This window comes from Methylomonas sp. LWB (assembly GCF_001856095.1).
In the GTDB taxonomy this organism is placed as follows: Bacteria; Pseudomonadota; Gammaproteobacteria; order Methylococcales; family Methylomonadaceae; genus Methylomonas; species Methylomonas koyamae_A.
The window spans coordinates 186,274-207,446 of the sequence record NZ_MKMC01000034.1 but is presented as its reverse complement, the minus strand read 5'-3'; the positions used below and the strand labels follow the sequence as shown (position 1 = coordinate 207,446).

Below are 21,173 nucleotides of genomic sequence, written 5' to 3'. Positions count from 1 at the left end.
ATGACGAACCCTTTCTTAAATTTGGTGGAAAAATCCGCTGTTGAATTAGCGTCCAGCGACCGCTTCCCCGCCGCCGGCCACTACTGGAGTCAGCCGGAAATCGATGCGTTGATATTCGCGTTCGCGGCGCGGCGGCCGTTGTTGGTGCGCGGCGAGGCGGGTAGCGGCAAGAGCCAGATCGCGCGGGCGGCGGCCCGGCATTTGAACGGAGGAGAACCCTGGGTCGAAGTGATACATCCGCGCTTCGAGGCCCTGGATTTGCTGTACCGGGTCGATGTGGTCGAGCGCCTGGCCGACGCGCAAATCCAACAGTTGGACAAGACCAATAAAAAATACGTCAAACCCGGCCGATTGTGGCAGGCGGTGCAATGCCTGCAAGACCACGCCGATGCGATTCCGGTACTGCTAATCGACGAAATCGACAAGGCCGACGCCGACCTGCCCAACGCCTTGCTGGACGTGCTCGGCAACCGCAGCTTCGAGGTGCCGCCGCTGGCCGATCTGACGGTGCGCGCGCCCGACCGGCGCTGGCCGCTGATCGTCATCACCACCAACGAAGAACGCGAACTGCCGCCGGCCTTCATCCGCCGTTGCGCGGTGCTGAACCTGAATCCGCCCAAAGCCGATGGGGCCTTCAAGGATTGGCTGATCGAGCGCGGCCGGGTGCATCGCCATCTGGCGATAAGCGACGCAGCCCGCTTGCTGGCCGCCGAGCAAGTGCTGGCCGACCGTCACGTGGCCGAATCGGCCGGCTATCCGAAAGTCGGTCTGGCCGAGTACATCGATTTGCTGACCGCGTTGCACGAACTGACTGAAGCCATCGCGGACCCGCAACAACGCCAGCAAAGCCAAATCGACTGGCTGCAACGCCTGGGCGCCTACGCGCTGGTCAAGCATGCCGAACAGGACCAAGGCCGCGCGCCGCAAATCGCCAGCCAGCCGGCGGCGGACGCCGAGTGAAACCTGCCGGCTTTGCGCCTGCCCAAGGCGCGGTGGCCCGCGCCGATCTGCTGCGCTTATTGGCCAGCGCGCCGCGCCCGCTGTTGGTGTTGGACGACGCCGGCGAACACGGCTTGGCCTACCGCGAGCAACCGCGTGCCGAGCCGGCGCTCGCGGCCCAAACCGTGGTGGTACCGGACCGCAACCCGCCGGCCGCGATCTCGGCCAGCCCCTATAAACTCCCGCTGCAAATGCCGTTCGCGCACGTGGTAGCCGAACGGTACACCCGCGAGCCGCCGGCCGCCGAGCCGGACCCAACGCCGCGACTCGCGGTCGAGCCGATTAGCGAGGACGACGCCAAACCCTTGGCCGAACGCCGACTGGTCGATTATGAAGACCTGGTGCCCAAGGCTCGCCTGCTGCCGGCCTTGAAACGCCATCTGGCCCACGATCGGCTGGGCGGGCTGGACGTTTCGACGCTGGTCCGGCAAATCGCCGGGCAGCAACTGCCGCGCCATTTGCCGCGCCGGCGTCTGCAAACCTGGCACCCGCAATGGGTGGTGGTGCTGGATTTTTGCCAGCGGCTGTGGCCTTACCGGCAGGACATGCATCGTTTGGCCGATCGCCTGCTGCGCCAATGCGGCGAGAGCGGCATCTCGCTGCGCATCGTCAACCACGGGCCGCTGAATCCCTGGAGCGACTGGTTGGAAGAACAGCGCAGCCACGGCCCGCTGCCGGCCAAACGGCCTTGGCGGATGCCGGCCGCCGGCACGCCGGTGTTGCTGGTCAGCGACCTGGGCTTGCTGGAAGGCGCGCAGTCGGCCACCCATCACGCCTGGCTGCGCTTCATCGGCCAATTGAGCCAAGCGCAAACTCGGCCCTGGGCCTTGCTGCCGCTGGGCGCGGACCAGCTCGACCGCGATTTGCCCAAGGCGCTGTCGCTGTTACGCTGGAGTCCGGACGCCCGGATGCACCCGGAACGCGCCTTCGGCGGCTATGCCGGCCGCCGGCACGCCGGTGTTGCTGGTCAGCGACCTGGGCTTGCTGGAAGGCGCGCAGTCGGCCACCCATCACGCCTGGCTGCGCTTCATCGGCCAATTGAGCCAAGCGCAAACTCGGCCCTGGGCCTTGCTGCCGCTGGGCGCGGACCAGCTCGACCGCGATTTGCCCAAGGCGCTGTCGCTGTTACGCTGGAGTCCGGACGCCCGGATGCACCCGGAACGCGCCTTCGGCGGCGGCCCGGCCGAGCCGGCCGGCTTGGCCGAGCTGCTGGCGATGGCCGCCGTCACTCGCCGCGTCGATCCGCCCTTGCTGCGGGCGATGCGCCGGCTCAACCCGCGTGCGCCGCTGAACGCCGGCTTGGAAGGCGCGTTCTGGTGCCATGCCGACGTCGAGGCCGGTGCGGCCGCCCATATCCGCAGCGAAGCCCAGGCCCGCCACCTGGCGCACTTTTCCGAAAGTCTTGAAAAAGTCCATTTGGACCTGGAAGCCTTGCGTTTTAAGCATCACGCCCATTTGCGCGCGGTGCTGAATCACGAAGAAACCTTGTTGTGGCGGGCGCATGCAGCGTGCGACGACGCGGCATTGCCGGAGCAAACCCGCCTTAGAACCCAAGCCGCCGAAACCTTCATGCGGCAACTGGCGAAAACCCTGGCCCAGGCGGACGCCGCCGAAAAAGCCGGGGTCTGGTGGCAGATTGCGCAAGACATCGTCAAGCGCGCCGACCGGCGCATGGCCGAAACCTACCCGCAACTGCTGACGCCGTTGGTTTCGGCGATCGCCGAGGCGACTGGTGATTTGTCGCAAGCGCCGGATTGGCTCGATCCGGCCGTGCTGGCCGGTTTGCGCGGCGTGGGGTCGGTGCCCTGCCGATTGGTCCGCGACGCCCGGCAACAGGCGATCACGCTTAAGCCCGTGCTGGCGAATCCGCCCAGGCAAACCGCATTCGGCGATCCGCTCAGCGTGGATGGCGGCGGCGTGCGGATCGATTGCGCCGGGCGTAGCGCCTGGTTACCGTTGCCTGCGGTGTCCGCGCGGATTTGCAGCCTGAACGACGCCAACGAAATCACGTTGACTACCAGCAGCGAGACCTTGAAACTGCTGCGGGTCGGCAGGCCGCGAGGGGCGGCGGCTTGGTTGGTGGAATCCAGTTGTCTGACCGTCGTCGCGCCGGACTTTTGCGGCAAGGAATGGCGATGGCGGGATTATGAATTGAAGGTGGCAAAAAATAGCAGCGGCCAAAACGTGCTGATCGAAAAACAACTCCGCAAATCGCTGGCCCCGCATGTTAAGGACCAAGGGCGTATCTTTCAGGATGGCCTATACGCCTCCGGCGTGACCTACTATCTGGACGAATACGGCGTATTGGCCGAGTTGCTGGTGGTCACCCCGCACGGCACCGCCGCGCAATCGTTCCGCTGGATAGAGCCGGGGACTTTTTTGATGGGCTCGCCGGACGACGAGCCGGAGCGGTCTAGCGGCGAGGGCCCGCAACACCCGGTGACGATCAGCCAGGGCTATTGGCTGGCCGACACTGCCTGCAGCCAAGCCTTGTGGTTAGCGGTGATGGGTAATAACCCCAGTCATTTCAAAAACGACCCGAACAATCCGGTGGAACAGGTCAGTTGGCTGGATGTGCAACAGTTTCTGGAAAAGCTGCAAGCCTTGCTGCCCGATTGCCAAGTCGATCTACCCTGCGAAGCCGAATGGGAATACGCCTGCCGGGCCGGCACGGTTACGCCGTTCAGTTTCGGCGCCAACATCACGCCGGCGCAAGTCAACTACGACGGCAATTACCCGTATGCCGGTGGAGAGCAGGGCGAGTACCGGGAGCGGACCGTACCGGTCAAGAGCCTGCCGGCCAACCCGTGGGGTTTGTACGAAATGCATGGAAACGTGTACGAATGGTGTAAGGATGGATGGCGGGAATACGGCGCGCAGGCGCAAGTCGATCCGCTCGGGCCGACAGGCCAAGATCAGCCCCGTGTGATTCGCGGCGGCTCCTGGCTCTTCTACGCCTGGTGGACGCGCTCGGCCTACCGCCTCGCGAACCGGCCCGACTACGCCAACTTCTTCCTGGGCTTTCGGCTTTGTCTGAGGTCCATCCGGCCCGGTCAGGCAGCGGGTGGCCCGGCGGGATCGCCGGGCGGGGCGAGCCCACGCGCGCCTCGGGTGGGTGAGACTGGCCGGGGCTGGCTTGCCGACAAACTGGCCGCGATTTTCAAACCGGACCCCAAACCGAAACGCCGATCATGACCCTGCACTTTTTCGCGATATTGGCCCTGCAACCGCAACACGAGTTTAACCCCCGCGCAACCGCGACCGAAGCGCTCCCGGTTTTTGCCTACCCCCTGCCGGCCGGCAAAACTCAATGGCCGCCGCCGACTTTAGCAGGCGCCTCTTCCGCGTTGCATGGGTCGCCGGCCCCTGTAGGAGGCGCTTTAGCGGCGCCTGAAGCATTATCCAGTTTGCGTCGGTCACCGACCAATTTTCCAGCCCGGTAATTCACGATGATAGACCCCGCCCGCTTCCCCGACCCGTTTCCGCCGCCGTTTGCCAGTGCCTGGGGGGATGATCGCTATGGGCTTTGGGCGGCTATCGAGGTTGATGGCGGAGATGTGGGTGTGGTGACGCAACTGTTCCGTTGGATAGAGTCCGGCACGTTTTTGATGGGCTCGCCGGACGACGAGCCGGAACGGTATGACAACGAAGGCCCGCAGCACCCGGTGACGATCAGCCAGGGTTTCTGGCTGGCCGACACCGCTTGCAGCCAAGCTTTATGGTTTGCGGTGATGGGCAATAACCCAAGCCTGTTCAAAAACGACCTAAACAATCCGGTGGAACAGGTCAGTTGGCTGGACGTGCAAGCGTTTTTGGGAAAACTGCAAGTGTTACTGCCCGGTTGCCAGGCCGATCTACCCAGCGAAGCGGAATGGGAATACGCCTGCCGGGCCGGCACCACGACGCCGTTCAGCTTCGGCGCCAACATCACTACGGCGCAAGTCAACTACGACGGCAATTATCCTTATGCCAGCGACGAACAGGGCAGGTACTGGCAACGGACCGGGACTGTACCGGTGAGGAGCTTGCCGGCAAACCCGTGGGGCTTGCGCGAGATGCATGGCAATGTATGGGAGTGGTGCAAGGATGGGCGGCGCGACTACAGTGCAAAAGTGCAGGTCGATCCGCTAGGGCCGACGAGCCAAGATTTGCCCGGTGCGATTCGCGGCGGCTCCTGGAACAATGGAGCCAGGAGGACGCGCTCGGCCTTTCGCGGCGGCGCGCGGCCTGATCATTCTATCAAAAATCTGGGCTTTCGGCTTTGCCTGAGGTCCATCCGGCCGGGTCCGGCAGCGGGTGGCCCGGCGGGATCGCCGGGTCGGGCGAGCGGAGCGAGCCCCGAGGTTTAGACGCGCTGACCGGTCTGGCACACTGGAGTACAAACCTAGGTTTGTACTCCGGCGGCGCGATGGGAATGGCCGTCGTGCGCTGTGGGATGGCGACCGGCCCACGCAAACCGGGCGTTAAAAAAGGCGGCCTCCGTGGTGTTCACCCCGCCTATGTTAGGAGCAACCAAGGCTTTCGGCTATGCCTGATGTCCATCCGGCCCGTTGAGGCAGCGAGTGGCCCGGCGGGACCGCCGGGCCGGGCCAGCGGAGCGAGCCCCGAGCCGAGGTTTAGACGCGCCGACCGGTTTGGCGCACTGGAGTACAAACCTAGGTTTGTACTCCGACCACGCGTGGCGAATGGCTGTCGTGCGATGGGGGGCCAGGCGAAGCAGGCGCAAAAAAAAGGCGGCCGCCGGTGGGTGGTCGCCTTAAGGCTGTCGTCCTTGGATGAATCGGTGGATGTTGCCTCGGGCCGGTGACGCTCCGACGTGGGCCGGAGCGATGTGCCGTTCTTAAGTTAGGAGTGTAGCCGGACCCGTTTCAATCGTTAGGTCTACTCGCTTGAATTCGTTAAATTTTGCCGGTTTATGTGCTGGTTTTCACATTCTTCTGGCCAGTCGGTTGGTCGGCCGTGGCGGCCGGAGCGTTCATCGTCGCCAGAAACACGCCGATCACGATCATGATGGCGGTAATCCCGTAGCGTTTGAATGCAAGAGCGGCGGTCTTGGCTATTTTGTCGAGCGGCATGGTTGTTCTCCGAAAATGGTTTGGTGGCAGCGAGCGCCGGATAGGGCGCGTTACAGGTGGCGTAGCGGCGCGCCCTTGGTTTTGGGACGCGGCGCGGTGAAGATGTCCATGGCTTCGCTGAGAATTTGGTCGCACAGCGCGCACAGATCGCCTTCCAGGTAGATTTGTTCGCAGCGGGATAAACGGGTGCCGCAGCGGCGGCAGCATTTGGTTTTGGCTTGGGTTTTCATGGCGGTTTCTCTCTCGATGTCGGTTTGTCGATAGTCTGGAAGACTGGTTAAGTCTGTCGGTACTGTTATCGCAAGACGAGTGCCAAATTTGACCGAAATGCTGGGTATTTTTTAACTGTTTGATATTTTTGTATTTTGTGTGTTTGTGTGGGTGGCCGGGTTAGATGAAAATGCTTGTCGACGGAGAAATGGGTTACCGGATTTCGTAACGCATACGAAATATCGTGTCCCGCCGATGCCGATTGCGCCGAGTTTTCGCCGGAGGGCGACCTGCTTCGGTCCGGGCGATGAAGTCGTCGGGTTCGACTGGGTTGGGCCGAGGGTCGTTGAAACCGCTCGATCGCGAATGCGTGGGCTTCGACTCCGCTCAGCCAACGCGGTTCGGCCTCGGCCAACGCAGCTCCGCTGAACCAACGCGATTCGGCTCAGTCAACGCGGCTCCGCTCAGCCAATGCGATTCGGCCTAGGCCAACGCAGCTGCCAACGCGACTCCGCTCAGCCAACGCGATTCGGCTCAGTCAACGCAGCTCCGCTCAGCCAATGCGATTCGGCGAAATCCATCGCCCACTTTACGCTGAAAGTCGGTGGACTTGGTACCGATACTTCGATTTCGCAACGCCGGCTATCGCGGCTAAAGCCATTCCCTTCACCTTGAGGTTGAGTTTTGGGACGAAAAGAGAGCGTGCTCGTTAGGATATTGGCTCGGCGAGCTACGAAATATCGTCGAGTTGTTAGCGAATTGTGCTAAATTCTATTGACTTTAAAATCAGGTGCCGTACAGAACGCCAGCAATGGAATGCCGGATTACCCGCCTAATAACAAAAACGCATGCGAAACCGATCGTTCATCACTCGAATCCGCCTAGCCTGGTGTTACACCGGACTGCTGTTGTTGGCCGGCCCGAGCGGGTTTCCTCAGACAGCCCGTGCCGCCGGGCACAGTCATGCCGAACAATTGGCGATTCCGGATTCCAGCGATTTCCGGGGCGAGATGCTGTTATTCCCGGCCGTGACGGTGATCGACCGCTACGACCAAGGCCCGAAAAAGAAACCGGCCAACAGCGAAGTGATCCCGGAGATGAACTTCTTTTACACCGCCGATTACCAGCAATTCCGCTTTCTCGGCGAGTGGCTGGTGTCGACCAAGACCCACAACCTGGAGCGGATTCAGTTCGGTTTGCATCTGGGCGAGTCCAGTTTGTGGCTGGGCCGCTTTCACAACCCGATCGGCTATTGGAACATGCAGTACCATCACGGCGCTTTTCTGCAGAACACCGCCAGCCGGCCCGGCATCATGGCCTTCGAAACTCAGGGCGGCGTGATCCCCAATCATTTGACCGGTTTGTTCTGGGAAGGCGTGCATCAATTCGACGAAGCCGGCCTGTATTACTCGGTTGGCGCCGGCGCCGGGCCGTATCTGAAGCGCGGTTTGTCGGCCTTCAACGTGATCGAGCCGGGCGGTTCGCATCGGCCGGGCGCCACTTTCCGCTTGGGGTATCAGCCGGTCAGTTTCGGCGTCAACGAGTTCGGCATTTCCGGTGCCTATACCGAGATTCCGTCGGACCTCAACGACGTGCGCGAAGTGAAGCAATTCGTGGCCGGCGCTTATGCCAACTGGCAACAGGACAGCGTGCATCTGTTGAGCGAAGTGGTCTACGCCAACAGCCGCCTGGAGCACGACGCCGGCTTGCGTAACGGCGGCAGTTTCTTTAACGCCTACGCGCAAGCCGAATGGGCGTTCGCCGACGATTGGACCTTGATCGGCCGGATCGAAGGCACGCGCGGCGGTCAAAACGATCCTTATTTGGCGCTGTTTCCCCGCTACGTGCGGGACAGGCTGCTGGGCGGCTTGCGCTACCGGGTCAACAGCAATATGGCGCTGAAGGTGGAAGCTTCGCAGGATCATATCCGCGACGACCGTTACGGCCAGGTGATGTTTCAGTGGAGCGCGGTATTCCCATGAGACTCCGGCGCGCTTTATTTTGGTCGAGTTTGGCGGCGGCGCTGCTGTTCGGCGCGGCGCGGTCCGGCGCGATCAGCCGGCAGTCCCTGGTATTGGCGACCAGCATCGATTCGGCGATGCCGTCTCTGACGGTTCAGGAAGCGCGTAAATTATTTCTAGGGGTGCCGTTGGAGAAAGACGGCGAGCATCCGGTGCCATTGGTGAACGCCAGCGATCCTTTGATTTATCAAGTCTTTCTGCAAAAAGTCGCGTTCATGTCGGCGACCGCCTACGAAAACCAAACCATCTCGGTGGTGTTCCGCCTGGGTGGCAAACGGCCGGAGCGCTACGACGATTACCAGCATCTGGTCGAGGCTTTGCAACAACACCCCGGCACCGTGACTTATTTGTGGGAAGATCAGGTGAAGGCAAACCAACGCATCAAATCCGTTAACGTACTATGGCAAGGATCTCTCGAGTAGGCCGCTTTTTTAATAGTTTTAACGGTCGAATGATCGTCGCGGTGGTCGGCATTCATTTATTGCTGGTGCCGATTTTGTTGTTCGGTATTTATCGGGTCATCAAGCCCAGCATGGAAGCCCAATTCGTCAACCAGGTGCGCTCCGACGCATTGATGTTCGGCAATCTGGTTTCGCCGCGATTGTCGCGCGGCGACATCGGCGAATTGCAGGGCTTGCTGGGCGAATTTTTGCTGAACGGCCGGCTGGCCTATGCCGAAATCGCCACCGAACAGGGGCAGGTCCATGCCGACGTGGCTTTGAACGCGCGGCAGGCGTTTCAGGAGGATTTTTTCTTCGGCGAACACGGCGACGGAATTTACTTCGTCGCGGTGCCGGTCAGCGCCGACAGCGGCCAATCGGCGACCTTGCGGCTGGGTTTCGACGAAAGTCAGATTCGTCGCGAGATTTACACGATTTACCAGCGCAGCGGGTATTTTGTCGCGGCTTACATGGGCTTGACCTTGCTGGTGGTCGGCCTGTTCGGCCGCAAGCTGGTGCTGCCGCTGGAGCGGTTGCGCGACGAAGCCGAGCAAATCGCCGAAGGCAATCATACCGGCAGTTTCAGCACCGGCACCCGGATCACCGAAGTCGCGGCCTTGGCCGAACATCTGGAAAAAATGCGCCAGGCGCTGTTGTCGGCCCGCGACGCGGCCTTGCAAGCCGCCGGCGCCAAGACCGAGTTTCTGGCTAATATGAGCCACGAAATCCGCACGCCGATGAACGGCATCATCGGCATGATCGGCCTGGCGTTGCGGACCGACTTGACGCCCCGCCAGCGCGAGTTTTTGGCGATGGCCAACAGTTCCGCCGATGCCTTGCTGCGCATCGTCAACGACATTCTGGACTTTTCCAAAATCGACGCCCGCAAACTGGAGCTGGACCACGCGCCGTTCCGCTTGCGGGAAAGTCTGGGCGATACCTTGAAGTTGCTGGCCGGCCACGCCCACGAAAAAGGCCTGGAGTTGATGCTGCGCATCGATCCGGAAGTGCCCGACGATTTGATCGGCGACACCGGCCGCTTGAACCAGGTCATCATTAATTTGGTCGGCAACGCGATCAAATTTACCCAGCACGGCCAAATCGTGGTTCAGGTCAAGCCCGAACACCACGACGCCGAGCGGGTTTGTCTGCACTTCGCGGTGCAGGATACCGGCATTGGCATTCCGGCCGACAAGCAGCGCCTGATTTTCGAGGCCTTCGCCCAAATCGACGCGTCGTCCACCCGCAAATTCGGCGGCACCGGCTTGGGCTTGTCGATTTCATCGCGGCTGGTGGAATTGATGGGCGGCCATCTGGCTCTGGAAAGCGAGCTGGATCGCGGCAGTACCTTCTTTTTCACGGCGGTATTCGAGCGCCACGTTCGGGCGGCTGACGATGTCCAAGTGCCGGAAATCGACGTCAAGGGCTTGCCGGTGCTGATCGTCGACGACAATCTGATCAATTTGCGGGTGTTCTCGGAAACCCTGAGCCATTGGGGCATGCTGCCGACTACCGTCGATAACGGCCAGGCGGCGATCGACGCGCTCCGTTGTTCGCGGGCCACCGATAGCGGACAGCGCTATGCGATGGTCCTGCTGGATGCGATGATGCCGATGATGGACGGTTTTACCGTGGCCCAACGCATCCGCGAGGATCATCGCTTCGACCCGGTCACGATCATGATGCTGTCGTCGGCGGACCGGCCTGACGACTTTGAGCGCTGCCGCGACTTGGGCGTCAATTTATACGTGCGCAAGCCGGTCAAGCATTCCGAGCTGTGGAACGCGATCCAGTCCGCGCTGAGTCAAACCGATGCCCGTTTCGCCGATAGCGCGCCGCCGGCGCTGGCCCAACCGCCCCGGCCGCTGCGCATCCTGCTGGCCGAGGACAATCCGGTCAACCAATACATGGCGGTGGTGCTGCTGGAAGAGCGCGGTCATAAGTTGGAAGTCGCCAACAACGGCCGTGAAGTGCTGGACATCCTGGCGACCGGCAAGCCCTTCGATTTGGTGTTGATGGACGTACAAATGCCGGTGATGGACGGTTTTCAGGCTACTGCGGCGATTCGTGAAGGCGAACGCGACAGCGGCCGGCACCTGCGCATCGTGGCGATGACAGCCCACGCGTTGAAGGGCGACCGCGAGCGCTGTCTGGCCGCCGGCATGGACGACTATATTTCCAAGCCGGTGCAGGAGCAGGAATTGCTGGCGACGGTCGAGCGTTGGGATTTGGCGCAAACCGATCAAGAGGGCGAGGTCGCCGTGGCCGAGCCGATGGCCGAACCGGCCCTGGAATGGCGGGAAGCGCTGCAACGCGTCAGCGGTCGCCAGAACTTGCTGGGCAAAATGATGACGATGTTCCAGGAACAATCGGTGCAATTGTTGGCCGACGTCGAAAGCGCGATTCACAGCCAGGATGCCGCCAAGTTGCGGATGTCGGCGCATACCTTGAAAAGCTCGGCCAACAGCATCGGCGCGTTCGGTTTCGGTAAGATCGCTCAGCAACTGGAACTCCAGGGTCAGGCGGCGGAGTTTGCCGACGCGGCCGCCCATTTCGCGTTGTTGCAACAGGCCGGTGCGCGTTTGGAGCCCGCCATTCGGGAATACTTGAGCGAAAATCCGCAATGAGGCTTACGTTTGAAGATACGTTCATCGAAACGCGCCGAGCGATTCCTCGGCGAGCCGCCGGCCCGGCGGGTAAACGGTGGGCGCAGGGGGGATTGACATGAACAACGATCTAGCGGCCGCCACTTGCGTGCTGTTGGTGGACGACAATCCGATCAATCTGGTGGAATTGGCTGCATTGCTGGAGGACGCCGGCTACCAAGTGTTGAGCGCCGAAACCGGCGACGCGGCGGTCGATCAGGCGGTGGCCAAGCGCCCCGATTTGATTCTGTTGGATGTGTTGATGCCAGGCATCGACGGCTTCACTACCTGCGAAAACTTGAAGGCGATTCCGGCGACCCGAGACATTCCGGTGCTGTTCATGACCGCGCTGGCCGATACCGCCGACAAGGTCAAGGGCTTTCACGTCGGCGCGGTCGATTACATCACCAAACCGTTTCAGCACGAAGAAGTGCTGGCGAGGGTGCGGACCCATCTGACGCTGCAAAAGCTGAAATTGGAGTTGCAGGAAAAGGAAGAGCGGTTGTCGCGCATCTTCGAAAATGCGATGGATGCGATTCTGACGCTGGACCAAGCGGGCCGAATCACGCTGTTCAATGCGGCCGCCGAACAAATGTTTCGCTGTCAGGCCGCCGATACGATAGGCCGTTCGGTCGACCGGTTTTTAGCGCCGGAACTGAACAAAACCCTCACCAATTTTCGTAACGGCGTACCCGATAAACAGGCCATCTGGCTTTCCGAAGGAATGGCGGCGGTCAGGGCGGATGGCGGCAATTTCCCGATCGAAGCGACGATATCGCGGGTGGAAGCCGCCGGCCAGCAGTTGTATATCCTGATTCTGCGCGACATTAACGAGCGCAAGGCCCGCGAGGAGGCCGAAGCCGAATGCAACACCTTGCGCGGCATTAATCTGTACCTGCAGGAAGAAGTGCTGGCCAGCCGTGACGGCGAGGAGTTGATCGGCAATTCGGTCGGTTTGCGCCAAGCGATGGCGCTGGTCAAGCAGGTGGCCGCCACCGACGCGACGGTGTTGATTACCGGCGAAACCGGCACCGGTAAGGAGTTGATCGCCCGGGCCATTCATAATCTGAGCGGTCGCAAATCCAAGACGCTGGTCAAACTGAATTGCGCGACCATTCCTGAAAATTTGGCCGAAAGCGAATTGTTCGGCCATGAGAAAGGCGCGTTTACCGGCGCGATCAACCGCAAATTGGGGCGTTTCGAACTGGCCAACGGCGGTACCTTGTTTTTGGACGAGATCGGCGAATTGCCGCTGGAAATTCAGGCCAAACTGCTGCGCGTGTTGCAGGAGGGCGAATTCGAGCGGGTCGGCGGCACTCAAACCTTGAAGTGCGACGTGCGGGTGATTGCCGCGACCCACCGCGATCTGGCCCAGTTTTCCCAGGAAGGGAAATTTCGCGCCGACTTGTATTACCGGATGAACGTGTTTCCGGTGCATTTGCCGCCGCTGCGCGAACGCAAGGAAGACATACCGCCGTTGGTCAAGCATTTCATCAACAAATACGCGGCCAAGTTCGGCAAGAAAATCACCGCGATTCCGGAGCGCTTGATGTCGGATATGCAAAGCTACATTTGGCCCGGCAATATCCGCGAATTGCAACACATCATCGAGCGTGCGGTCATCCTGACCAACGGTTCGCAACTGGCCAACGTCGAATGCGTGCACGCTAGCGGCGGTGCGGTGCAGGCCAACGCGCCGATCGCGACGCTGGACGACGCCGAGCGCGCCCATATTCTGCGCGCGCTGGACGCTACCTCGTGGCGGATCGCCGGCAATCAGGGCGCCGCCAAAATTCTCGGCGTGCCGTCCACGACACTGCGCTCGCGAATGGAAAGGCTCGGTATCGTTAAACCGCTGCCGCGTTAACAGCGTTCGGCTAGGCTTAGCCCGGTTCGGCGGACTAAGCCCTTAGTGCGTCGGCAAGTCGCTTTAGCGACTCGGCTTTCTCGGACTACACTTGTTCGCTGATATTCTCGACGCATTTTAATTGGGCTCTGCACTATGACTGGGAACGGCCATTCCGGGACCGAAGCTTTTTCGTTGCGCAAATTGCTGGTGGCGATGACCGCCGGCGTCGCGTTGATTCTAATCGTTGGGAATGCCGTGGTCTGGATCACCCACGAGGGACTGCAAAGCGCCGAAACCGACAACCAGCGCTTGATGCGTGCGTCGTTGGCGTTCAAGGATGTGCGTTACCACGTCGTGCAAATACAACAATTCCTGACCGATGCGTCGGTGGTCGGTGAAGACGATTACGGCGTAGCGCGGGAAGAAAAATCCGCCGCGCATGCCGAACTTGCCGAGTTATCGACGATGCTGCCGGAGTTGCGCGCGGCGATCGCCGATGCCGATCGCTCGGTCGAAAATCTGTATGCCACCGGCGAACGCATGGCCAATGCCTATTTTCGCGATGGCCGCGAAGCCGGCAATCTGATCATGAAAGCGCCGAACGACGGCTTCGATGCCGCTTCGGCCAGTTTGGCCACGAGTCTGGACCAGTTGGCTGAGCGCTTGCAACAAAGCGTCAATGCCGCATCGGTACGGCAACGGGACATGCAAAGCCGCATGTTCGCCGTCAGCGCGACGGTGGCCGGACTGGCCTTGTTGCTGATCGTACTGGCCAATTATTGGCTGATGCGCAGACTGTTCGCGGTGCTGGGCGGCGAACCCAGCTACGCGACGGACATTGCCCGGACGATTGCCGGCGGCCATTTGGATATCGAGGTGCGAACCGCGCGACACGATAGCGCGAGTTTGTTGGCGGTCATGAAGATGATGGGCGCCTCCCTGGCCAGTCACATGCGGGAAATCAGCATGGCCAGTAAGCAGATAGGCCAATCGTCCTATCAGATTTCCAACATCTCCGGCGATATTTCCAACGCCAATCGTTCCGAGCAGGCCCGTTCCACCGAAGTACGGCAGGCGACCGATGCGTTGCGCGCTTCCACCGAGGAAGTGGAGCGCTTTACGCTTACTATTCGCCAGCGCACCTTGGAAACCCAAGACACCGCGCAACAAGGGCTATTGGCGGTCAGTGAAAATCTCGACGAGATGCGGCGGGTCGTCAGCGAAGTGGAAAGCGCCGAGGCCAAAACCAATGCGTTGCGTCAGGCTAATCGGCAAATTCAGGACATTACCACGACCATCCGCAACATCACCGAGCAAACCAATCTGTTGGCGCTCAACGCCGCGATCGAAGCGGCCAGGGCCGGAGAGTACGGCCGCGGTTTCGCCGTCGTCGCCGACGAGGTGCGGAAGCTGGCCCAAAACGCGTCCGGCGCGACCGCCGAAATCGCCGGCATCATCGCCGAACTGACCCAGATCATCGAAGAAAACACGCTGGCGATGACGTCGATCATTCAGGCGACTCAGCAAGGCATGGAAAAAGCCGAGTCGACCAGCGTGGTGATACACCGGATTGTCGGCCAGATCGAGGAAAACGCGTCGACCGCGCAACAAATATCCGACGTCACCCGCAATCAACTGGACAACGTGTCCCGGTTGCAGACCCGTGTCGAGGCTTTGTTCGAAGCCTTGGGTCAAAACGAATCCAAAGTACATATCACCCGGACCGTCAGCGACGACCTGTATGTGGTCACCGAAAAATTGCGGGCCATGCTGGAGCATTTCAGTTTCGATGCCAACAGGAAAACGACGCCCATCCCCAATGAACACCGCCGGTTTCCTCGCACCAGCCATTATCTACTGGCGCATATCGATGCGAAGAATAGAAGTCTGGACGGGGTAACCGCCGATTTCAGCATGAGTGGTGCTTGTCTGCGTTTACCGCTGCCGCTGCCGTGCGGGGAGAATGAAACCATCGCCGTTCAGTTGCGTATTCCGTACGACAACATCGATCAGTACGCGCACCAGGCGCCGCTGGAATTGGATTGCCGGATCGTCTGGTATAAAGTCGTCGACGACGAACATCATTACGGCGTCAAGTTCCCGGAATCGCTATCGCCGGCGGCGGTTAACGGCTTGAAAACCTGCTTCGACTTCTTTAATCACGCGTCCACCTATCGCGGCTAAGCCCTTGTCATGGACGGCGTCGGACATGGCGCGGATGTCCCGCGCCGGAACGCCGATAATCCCGGCCAAACTCCTTCCCTGCCCGGTTTTTCATCGTGGCCGATTCTTGATGGAACCGGATGTTCGCGGGGCGCTGGCGGAATGCCCGGAATGACTCTACACTGGTCTGGCCTGCTAGAGCGATCGGCGGGCGCCGAACACAGCGGTGGGCATACCGATTCGAACAAGGACATCAACAGGAGTGGAACATGCTTAAGAAATTATCAATTGTCGCCGGATTTTGCTGGCTGCACGCGCCGCTGCAAGCGGCCACGCTCGGCGACCTCCAGTCGCTGCCGTCGGCTATCCAGGACTGCCTGGATGAGGCCGATTGCAGCGTCGTCGACCAAAGCGATTTCGATTTGGCCGGGATCGCCGCGTTTCGCTATCAGGCCGGTACCTTCGACGGTTACTTGCTGCGCTATTCGCTGATCGCGCCGTCCGCCGCGGTCGATATTTCGGATTATCCGGTGTTGAATCTTCAAGAAGCCGCGGCCCAGGCGCAAATCAACGAAAGCACGCCATTGGCCGGGACGGTTTGGCTGAAGCTGGCTTCGCGCTACGGCACGGGCGGCGGGAGCGCGGCGTTGTACTTTGAGCACGTGACACCCGTGGACAAGTCCGTGTTGATGCATCTTGGCGACACGACCTATCCGGATGTGCTGAATTTTCAGTTGAACGATCAGGCATTGGCGGCCGGCGGGGCTTATCGCAGCGTGGCGCTGAATTCGGAAGGTAGTGTCGAAGCTGGCGATCTGGTGGCCGACGAGCCGCTTCTGGTTTGCATATCCGAGGGATGCGGAACTTACCAAGCCTTGCATCTGGTTGGTGTTAATTATGCGTGGGACGGCGCGAACTGGGTGCTGCAATTTGCCGCCGACGATATGCAGCGCGAGCTTTACATGGAAAACCTAACCTATAACGGCGCGCTGGGTTACGAGTACCACAACCGCGATTACTACGTCGGTTCGGTGCCGTTGCCGGCGGCCGGCGGGCTGTGCTTGGTCGGTCTAGCCTGGTTGGGCGGATTGGCTCGGCGTGGGGCTGCGGCCGCTTGATCGCACTCAGGCCGCTGGGCCGCCCTCGGCCCGATTGCGGCCGGCGGCCTTGGCTTGGTAGAGCCTGCGGTCGGCTTCGTCCAACAGTTCGGACGGGGCTTGCTCGGTGTGCGGTATTAATGCGGCGCTGCCGGCGCTGATCGTAATCCACGGCGAGGTTTCCGATTGCGCGTGAGGGATGTGCAGGGCTTCGATACGCTGACGAAAATGCTCGGCCAGGGCACGAGCACCGTCGGCGTCGGTTTCCGGCAGTAGCGCGACGAATTCCTCGCCGCCGTAGCGAGCGACCAGATCGGCGGAGCGGCCGGTGGCGTCGGCCAGTTCGCCGGCGACCCGCTTCAGACACAAATCGCCGGCGCCGTGGCCGTGATGATCGTTATAAGCCTTGAAAAAGTCCACATCCACCAACACGGCGGCCAATGGGGTCTGGTTGCGTTGGGCGCGTTTCCATTCGCTTTCCAAGGCTTGATCGAAGCGGCGCCGATTGGGTATGCCGGTCAGGCCGTCGATCCAGGCCATCGTTTCCAGCAGGTCGGTGGCTTGTTTCAACCGGATGTGGTTGCGGATTCTAGCCTTGACGACCGGCAGATAAAACGGTTTGGTGATGTAATCCAGCGCCCCCAGGTTCAGGCCGCGTTCCTCGTCGTTCGCGCCGTTCAAGGCCGTGACGAAGATCACCGGAATTCGGCTGGTGTGCGGATTGGCTTTCAGATGGCGGCAGACTTCGTAGCCGTCCATGTCCGGCATCATGACATCCAGCAAAATCAAGTCCGGCGGTCCCTGGCTGGCGACGGCTTCCAACGCCGCCGCGCCGCTGGCCGCCACCTTGATCCGATAATCGCCGATCAGGTTTTCGGCCAGCACCTGGATGTTGGTGGGGGTGTCGTCGACGATCAGAATTAGCGGTTTGGGCGTATCGGCGTTCATCGATGTTCTCCGGTCAAATGGCGCTGGACCAGGGTTTCTAGGTCGGTCAGCGCGGCGAGCGCTTGCCGGTAGTCTATCAGTTCGATTTGTTTCTCGATTTGCTTCAATAGCCTGCGGCCGTCGGCGCTCGGCACCGTGTAGCGCAGGTGTTCGATCAAATCGCGCGGCACGTAATCGCTGCCCTCCAACAAAGCCCGCAAGCGGGCGGCCAAGGTGGCGGCGGTAGGGTAATCGCCGTTCGCGTTGGATACATCGCTTTCGTCGGTGAGATAGTCGGCAATGGTTTGTAAGGTGGCGGCCAAGGTTTGCTCGAACTCCGCTTTGGCGGCGGCGCTCTTGACTTCCTGTTGTAAATCGGATTCCAGCCGACCGGCGGCGCGGCTCAATTCGATCGCGCCGACCGCGCCGGCCGCGCCCTTCAAATGGTGTAACCAATTCGCGGCGGCGGTCGCGTCATCCCGCCAGAGCGGATCGAACTGGCCGGCCGCACCGGCGAATGCCGATGCGAAGTGCTCCAGCAAGCGGCGCAGTTTGGCGTCGCTACCGATGGCCAAGTGTAGGTATTCCGGGTCGAAACCAGGCAACTCGGCGGCCAGGTTGTCGTCCGGCCAGTTGTCCGGCGACTTTGCGTCGGGCTGCGTCGATGCCGCCGATGGCTTGATATTGCGCAATAGCGCGGCGATCAGCGTCTGCGGCAGCACCGGCTTGCCGACGTGATCGTTCATGCCGGCCGCGTAGCACTCGTTGCGCTCGCGCTCCTGGACCGCGGCCGTCATCGCGATGATCGGTAGGTCGGCGTAAGCCGGGTTTTGGCGAATCAGCCGGGTGGCTTCGATGCCGCTCATCTCCGGCATCTGCAAATCCATTAGTACCGCGTCGTAGCGCTTGTTGCTCAGCGCGGCGACGCCTTCGCGGCCGTTGTTGGCGACGTCGACTTCCAGGCCGGCATTTTGCAAATATTCGCAGGTCACGATCTGGTTGATTTCGTTGTCTTCGACCAACAGGAGCTTGGAGCCGCGGATCGGCGCGGCCAGCGTCGCCAATTGCGGCCGGGCTTGCTCGGCGGTCGGAAAGACTTTGCCGCCTTGCAGGCGGGTGACGGCATCCAACAACATTGAAGGCATGACCGGTTTGACCAGAATGTCGTCGGGTATCGCGTCGCCGGCCGCGTTCAACAGGCTTTCGCGGCTGAAGGCGGTAACCATGATGACCACCGGCGCGTGGCGGATTTCGGAACGCTTCACCATGTCCTTGATCGCGCGGGTGACTTGAACGCCGTCCAGTCCCGGCATTTTCCAGTCCAGCAACACCAGTTCGAAGTCGCGGCCGCTGTCGTTGGCTTTGCGCAGGCACAACAAGGCCTCGTCGCCGCTGGCGGCTTCGGCGGCCTCGAAACCCCAGGCTTGCAGAATCTCTCTGAGCATCTGCCGGGAAATGTCTAGGTCGTCGACGATCAACACCCGCATGCTGTGCAGGTTGCCGGACAACACCGCGGCGCCGGGTTCCCGCGGATAGTCGAAGCACAGCGAGAATTCGAATTGGCTGCCGCGGCCGATTTCGCTGTGTACCGACAGATCGCCGCCCATCATTTCGACCAGGCGTTTGCTGATGGTCAGGCCCAGGCCGGTACCGCCGAAACGGCGGGTAATCGAGCCGTCGGCCTGGGTGAAGGCTTGAAATAGGTTGGCGGCCTGATCTTCGGTCATGCCGATGCCGGTATCGCGTACCGCGAAATTCAACATGACCCGGCCGGGTTCGGCGCTGACCAGTGTGACCTTGATGTGTATTTCGCCGCGTTGAGTGAACTTGACCGCGTTGCCGACCAGATTGTTTAACACTTGGCCGAGCCGCAACGCGTCGCCGTTCAGGTAAGGCGGCGTGGCGGGGTCGAGTTCCAGTACCACTTCCAGTTCTTTTTCCTCGGCGCGGACGATGAACAGATTCAGGACGTTTTCCAGTACTTCCTCGATATTAAAGGGTTCGACGACCAGTTCCATCCGGCCGGCCTCGATTTTCGAATAATCGAGGATGTCGTTGGTGATCGAGAGTAGGGCCAGCGACGAGGTATGGATTTTGTGCAGGTAGTCGCGCAGTTTGGTCGATGGATTGCTGTTCAAGGCCAGATCGGAGAGGCCGATGATCGCGTTCATCGGCGTGCGGATCTCGTGGCTCATATTGGCGAGGAATAGTCCCTTGGAGCGCGAAGCGGCTTCCGCCTGATCCTTGGCCAGCAGTAATTCGGCGGTGCGTTGGGCGACTTCTTCTTCCAGGCGGTCGCGATGGTCGGTCAGCGTTTTGTCGCGTAGCTGGATTTCTTCCAGCATGCTGTTGAAAGCCAATACCAACTCGCCGATGTCGTCGCGACCGTGTCGCGGCACGCGCAAGCTGTAGTTTTTTTCGTGGGCGATCAATCGAGCCGTGGTCGCCAGCTCTTCGATCGGCCGGGAAATCACCCGTTGCAGGCGAAGCGCCAACAGCGACACCACGGTCAAGGCCAGGGCGGCGCCGGCCAAGCCCTTGCCCAAATCGGTCAGTTGTTCGTTCCATTGCTGGGTGAAATCGGCTTGCAGCAGCAGGTAGCCGATCTGTTCGTTTTTGCGCACGACGGGAATATACAGGTCGGCGCGTCTCTCCCAGAAGTTGGTACGCATTTCCTGTGTCGGGACGCCGTAGTCGGCGGGTGGCGCGGTGATTACGCCGCGCGGATTCCAGTTGGCCAGCACCGTGCCGTCGGCGGCGATCATCCAGGCCGACAGTATTTCGGTGTGATCCTTGAGAGAGGCCAACAGGCGCTTGGCTTCGGTCCGGTCCGAAAAAACCAGCGCGGCCTGGCCGTTTTCCGCCAGCACGTCGGCCAGGCCGGAGACTTGTTGCAACGCGCTTCGGTATCGGCTGACCGCCGAGCTGACTGCCATCACCGACAGGCTGACCAGCAGGCAGGCCGCGCAGCTCAACATGATGATGGTGACCAGTTTGCGTCGCAGCGACCAGTTCGCGAAGTCGGGTAACACACGCATCGGTTTATCTCCCGTAAACGTAAGTGGCGATGTTCAACAACTGGCCCGGCAGGCGCAGACCGGCGTTTCGGATCGATTCCAAATTCACTTCGAATACCACTTTGTTGTCGCGGAACAATAGGGCGATGCCGCCGCCTTTTTCGGCGAAATCGGCGATGTCGGATAGGGTTAATACCGGGGCGCGGCCGACGGCTTTCAGCGTCACCAAAAAGCGCGGTTGTTCGGTGGCGCCGACGAACAGCAGGTGGCAGCCGGTCGGATTGAAATCGGCGAAGCCGCGGACCTCGATGCGCAGATCGTGCTCGCCGGCTTTACGTCCGTCCAGGGCCTGCAAGGCCCCTTCCAACACGTTGTTGCCGACCACGCACAGCGTTAACGTCGCGTCGGCCGCCACGGTGTCGGCGGGCCATTCGATGAACTTGGCGAAATTGTAGAGATACGCGGCCTTGATTTGGGCTTCGGATAGGCCTTCGGCCTTCGGTGTCGGCACGACCGGAAATGTCAGCAATGTCAGCGCGATTAGGCCGGTCCTCAGGCCGGTCCAGCAACGCCGGCCGCAGCCGGCGAGGCGTGCGGAAGGTCCGGTGGCGAAAATGCGGCACGGCCGTGGCCGGCCGGCGCGGTAAGTCGCGGTTCTAAGTCCTTGATCCTTCATTGGGGAGTGGTTTGGGCCGCGGGTTCCGTAAGGTTTAACGCGGCGTAAGCCGCA

The 21,173-nt window shown here is 61.1% G+C and carries 15 protein-coding genes; 10 read left to right on the top strand and 5 right to left on the bottom strand.

Annotated features, from left to right (window positions below; translation table 11 throughout):
* From BJL95_RS14770 to BJL95_RS14750, 4 genes are all read left to right on the top strand, one after another.
* On the top strand, positions 1-960 hold the full coding sequence (locus BJL95_RS14770) for a MoxR family ATPase (protein ID WP_071158988.1): 960 nt from the start codon (positions 1-3) through the stop codon (positions 958-960).
* The gene (locus BJL95_RS25770) at positions 957-2,405 is read left to right on the top strand and encodes a hypothetical protein (RefSeq protein WP_175463722.1); all 1,449 of its coding nucleotides are present in this window, start codon (positions 957-959) and stop codon (positions 2,403-2,405) included. Before BJL95_RS14770 ends, BJL95_RS25770 begins: the two co-directional genes overlap by 4 nt.
* A gap of 163 nt (positions 2,406-2,568) precedes the next feature.
* Positions 2,569-4,194 (top strand): formylglycine-generating enzyme family protein, encoded by a 1,626-nt coding sequence (locus BJL95_RS25945; RefSeq protein WP_368086607.1) that lies wholly within the window; start codon positions 2,569-2,571, stop codon positions 4,192-4,194.
* A gap of 254 nt (positions 4,195-4,448) precedes the next feature.
* Entirely contained in the window at positions 4,449-5,348 is a 900-nt protein-coding gene (locus BJL95_RS14750) for a formylglycine-generating enzyme family protein (protein ID WP_071158980.1), read from the top strand.
* A 564-nt stretch (positions 5,349-5,912) separates the two neighbouring features.
* Here the strand turns inward: BJL95_RS14750 and BJL95_RS25205 are convergent.
* Entirely contained in the window at positions 5,913-6,074 is a 162-nt protein-coding gene (locus BJL95_RS25205; protein WP_157197825.1) for a hypothetical protein, read from the bottom strand.
* 50 nt (positions 6,075-6,124) lie between these two features.
* Entirely contained in the window at positions 6,125-6,304 is a 180-nt protein-coding gene (locus BJL95_RS14740; protein WP_071158976.1) for a hypothetical protein, read from the bottom strand.
* 828 nt (positions 6,305-7,132) lie between these two features.
* Between BJL95_RS14740 and BJL95_RS14735 the strand changes: the two genes are divergently transcribed.
* The 6 genes from BJL95_RS14735 (at position 7,133) to BJL95_RS14710 (ending at position 16,520) form a co-directional block, all read left to right on the top strand.
* On the top strand, positions 7,133-8,266 hold the full coding sequence (locus BJL95_RS14735) for a hypothetical protein (protein WP_064024933.1): 1,134 nt from the start codon (positions 7,133-7,135) through the stop codon (positions 8,264-8,266).
* Complete coding sequence (locus BJL95_RS14730) at positions 8,263-8,727, top strand: hypothetical protein (RefSeq protein ID WP_071158974.1); 465 nt, start codon at positions 8,263-8,265, stop codon at positions 8,725-8,727. Before BJL95_RS14735 ends, BJL95_RS14730 begins: the two co-directional genes overlap by 4 nt.
* A complete protein-coding gene (locus BJL95_RS14725; protein ID WP_083386053.1) occupies positions 8,706-11,372 on the top strand; it encodes a hybrid sensor histidine kinase/response regulator in 2,667 nt (888 codons plus the stop codon). Before BJL95_RS14730 ends, BJL95_RS14725 begins: the two co-directional genes overlap by 22 nt.
* Positions 11,373-11,469: 97 nt before the next feature.
* Entirely contained in the window at positions 11,470-13,257 is a 1,788-nt protein-coding gene (locus BJL95_RS14720; protein WP_071158970.1) for a sigma-54-dependent Fis family transcriptional regulator, read from the top strand.
* Between the two features lie 135 nt (positions 13,258-13,392).
* Positions 13,393-15,423: a methyl-accepting chemotaxis protein gene (locus BJL95_RS14715; RefSeq protein ID WP_071158968.1), complete on the top strand. Its 2,031-nt coding sequence runs from the start codon at positions 13,393-13,395 to the stop codon at positions 15,421-15,423.
* A gap of 248 nt (positions 15,424-15,671) precedes the next feature.
* A complete protein-coding gene (locus BJL95_RS14710) occupies positions 15,672-16,520 on the top strand; it encodes a hypothetical protein (RefSeq protein WP_071158966.1) in 849 nt (282 codons plus the stop codon).
* 6 nt (positions 16,521-16,526) lie between these two features.
* Here the strand turns inward: BJL95_RS14710 and BJL95_RS14705 are convergent, their stop codons facing one another.
* Genes BJL95_RS14705 through BJL95_RS14695 form a run of 3 tightly spaced genes read right to left on the bottom strand, consistent with a single transcriptional unit; the run spans position 16,527 to position 20,972 of the window.
* Positions 16,527-17,447 carry a diguanylate cyclase gene (locus BJL95_RS14705; RefSeq protein ID WP_071158964.1) on the bottom strand — a complete coding sequence of 307 codons (921 nt, stop codon included), beginning with the start codon at positions 17,445-17,447 and terminating at the stop codon, positions 16,527-16,529.
* Complete coding sequence (locus BJL95_RS14700; RefSeq protein ID WP_071158962.1) at positions 17,444-20,464, bottom strand: response regulator; 3,021 nt, start codon at positions 20,462-20,464, stop codon at positions 17,444-17,446. Before BJL95_RS14700 ends, BJL95_RS14705 begins: the two co-directional genes overlap by 4 nt.
* 4 nt (positions 20,465-20,468) lie before the next feature.
* The gene (locus tag BJL95_RS14695) at positions 20,469-20,972 is read right to left on the bottom strand and encodes a YfiR family protein (protein ID WP_254786809.1); all 504 of its coding nucleotides are present in this window, start codon (positions 20,970-20,972) and stop codon (positions 20,469-20,471) included.
* Positions 20,973-21,173 lie beyond the last annotated feature (201 nt).

Coding starts and splice junctions, on each gene's coding strand:
- BJL95_RS14725 (WP_083386053.1), top strand. CDS start 8,706: ATGGCAAGGATCTCTCGAGTAGGCCGCTTTTTTAATAGTTTTAACGGT.
- BJL95_RS14710 (WP_071158966.1), top strand. CDS start 15,672: ATGCTTAAGAAATTATCAATTGTCGCCGGATTTTGCTGGCTGCACGCG.
- BJL95_RS14705 (WP_071158964.1), bottom strand. CDS start 17,447: ATGAACGCCGATACGCCCAAACCGCTAATTCTGATCGTCGACGACACC.
- BJL95_RS14730 (WP_071158974.1), top strand. CDS start 8,263: ATGAGACTCCGGCGCGCTTTATTTTGGTCGAGTTTGGCGGCGGCGCTG.
- BJL95_RS14735 (WP_064024933.1), top strand. CDS start 7,133: ATGCGAAACCGATCGTTCATCACTCGAATCCGCCTAGCCTGGTGTTAC.
- BJL95_RS14700 (WP_071158962.1), bottom strand. CDS start 20,464: ATGCGTGTGTTACCCGACTTCGCGAACTGGTCGCTGCGACGCAAACTG.
- BJL95_RS14715 (WP_071158968.1), top strand. CDS start 13,393: ATGACTGGGAACGGCCATTCCGGGACCGAAGCTTTTTCGTTGCGCAAA.
- BJL95_RS25205 (WP_157197825.1), bottom strand. CDS start 6,074: ATGCCGCTCGACAAAATAGCCAAGACCGCCGCTCTTGCATTCAAACGC.
- BJL95_RS14720 (WP_071158970.1), top strand. CDS start 11,470: ATGAACAACGATCTAGCGGCCGCCACTTGCGTGCTGTTGGTGGACGAC.
- BJL95_RS14750 (WP_071158980.1), top strand. CDS start 4,449: ATGATAGACCCCGCCCGCTTCCCCGACCCGTTTCCGCCGCCGTTTGCC.
- BJL95_RS14740 (WP_071158976.1), bottom strand. CDS start 6,304: ATGAAAACCCAAGCCAAAACCAAATGCTGCCGCCGCTGCGGCACCCGT.
- BJL95_RS14770 (WP_071158988.1), top strand. CDS start 1: ATGACGAACCCTTTCTTAAATTTGGTGGAAAAATCCGCTGTTGAATTA.
- BJL95_RS25945 (WP_368086607.1), top strand. CDS start 2,569: ATGCGGCAACTGGCGAAAACCCTGGCCCAGGCGGACGCCGCCGAAAAA.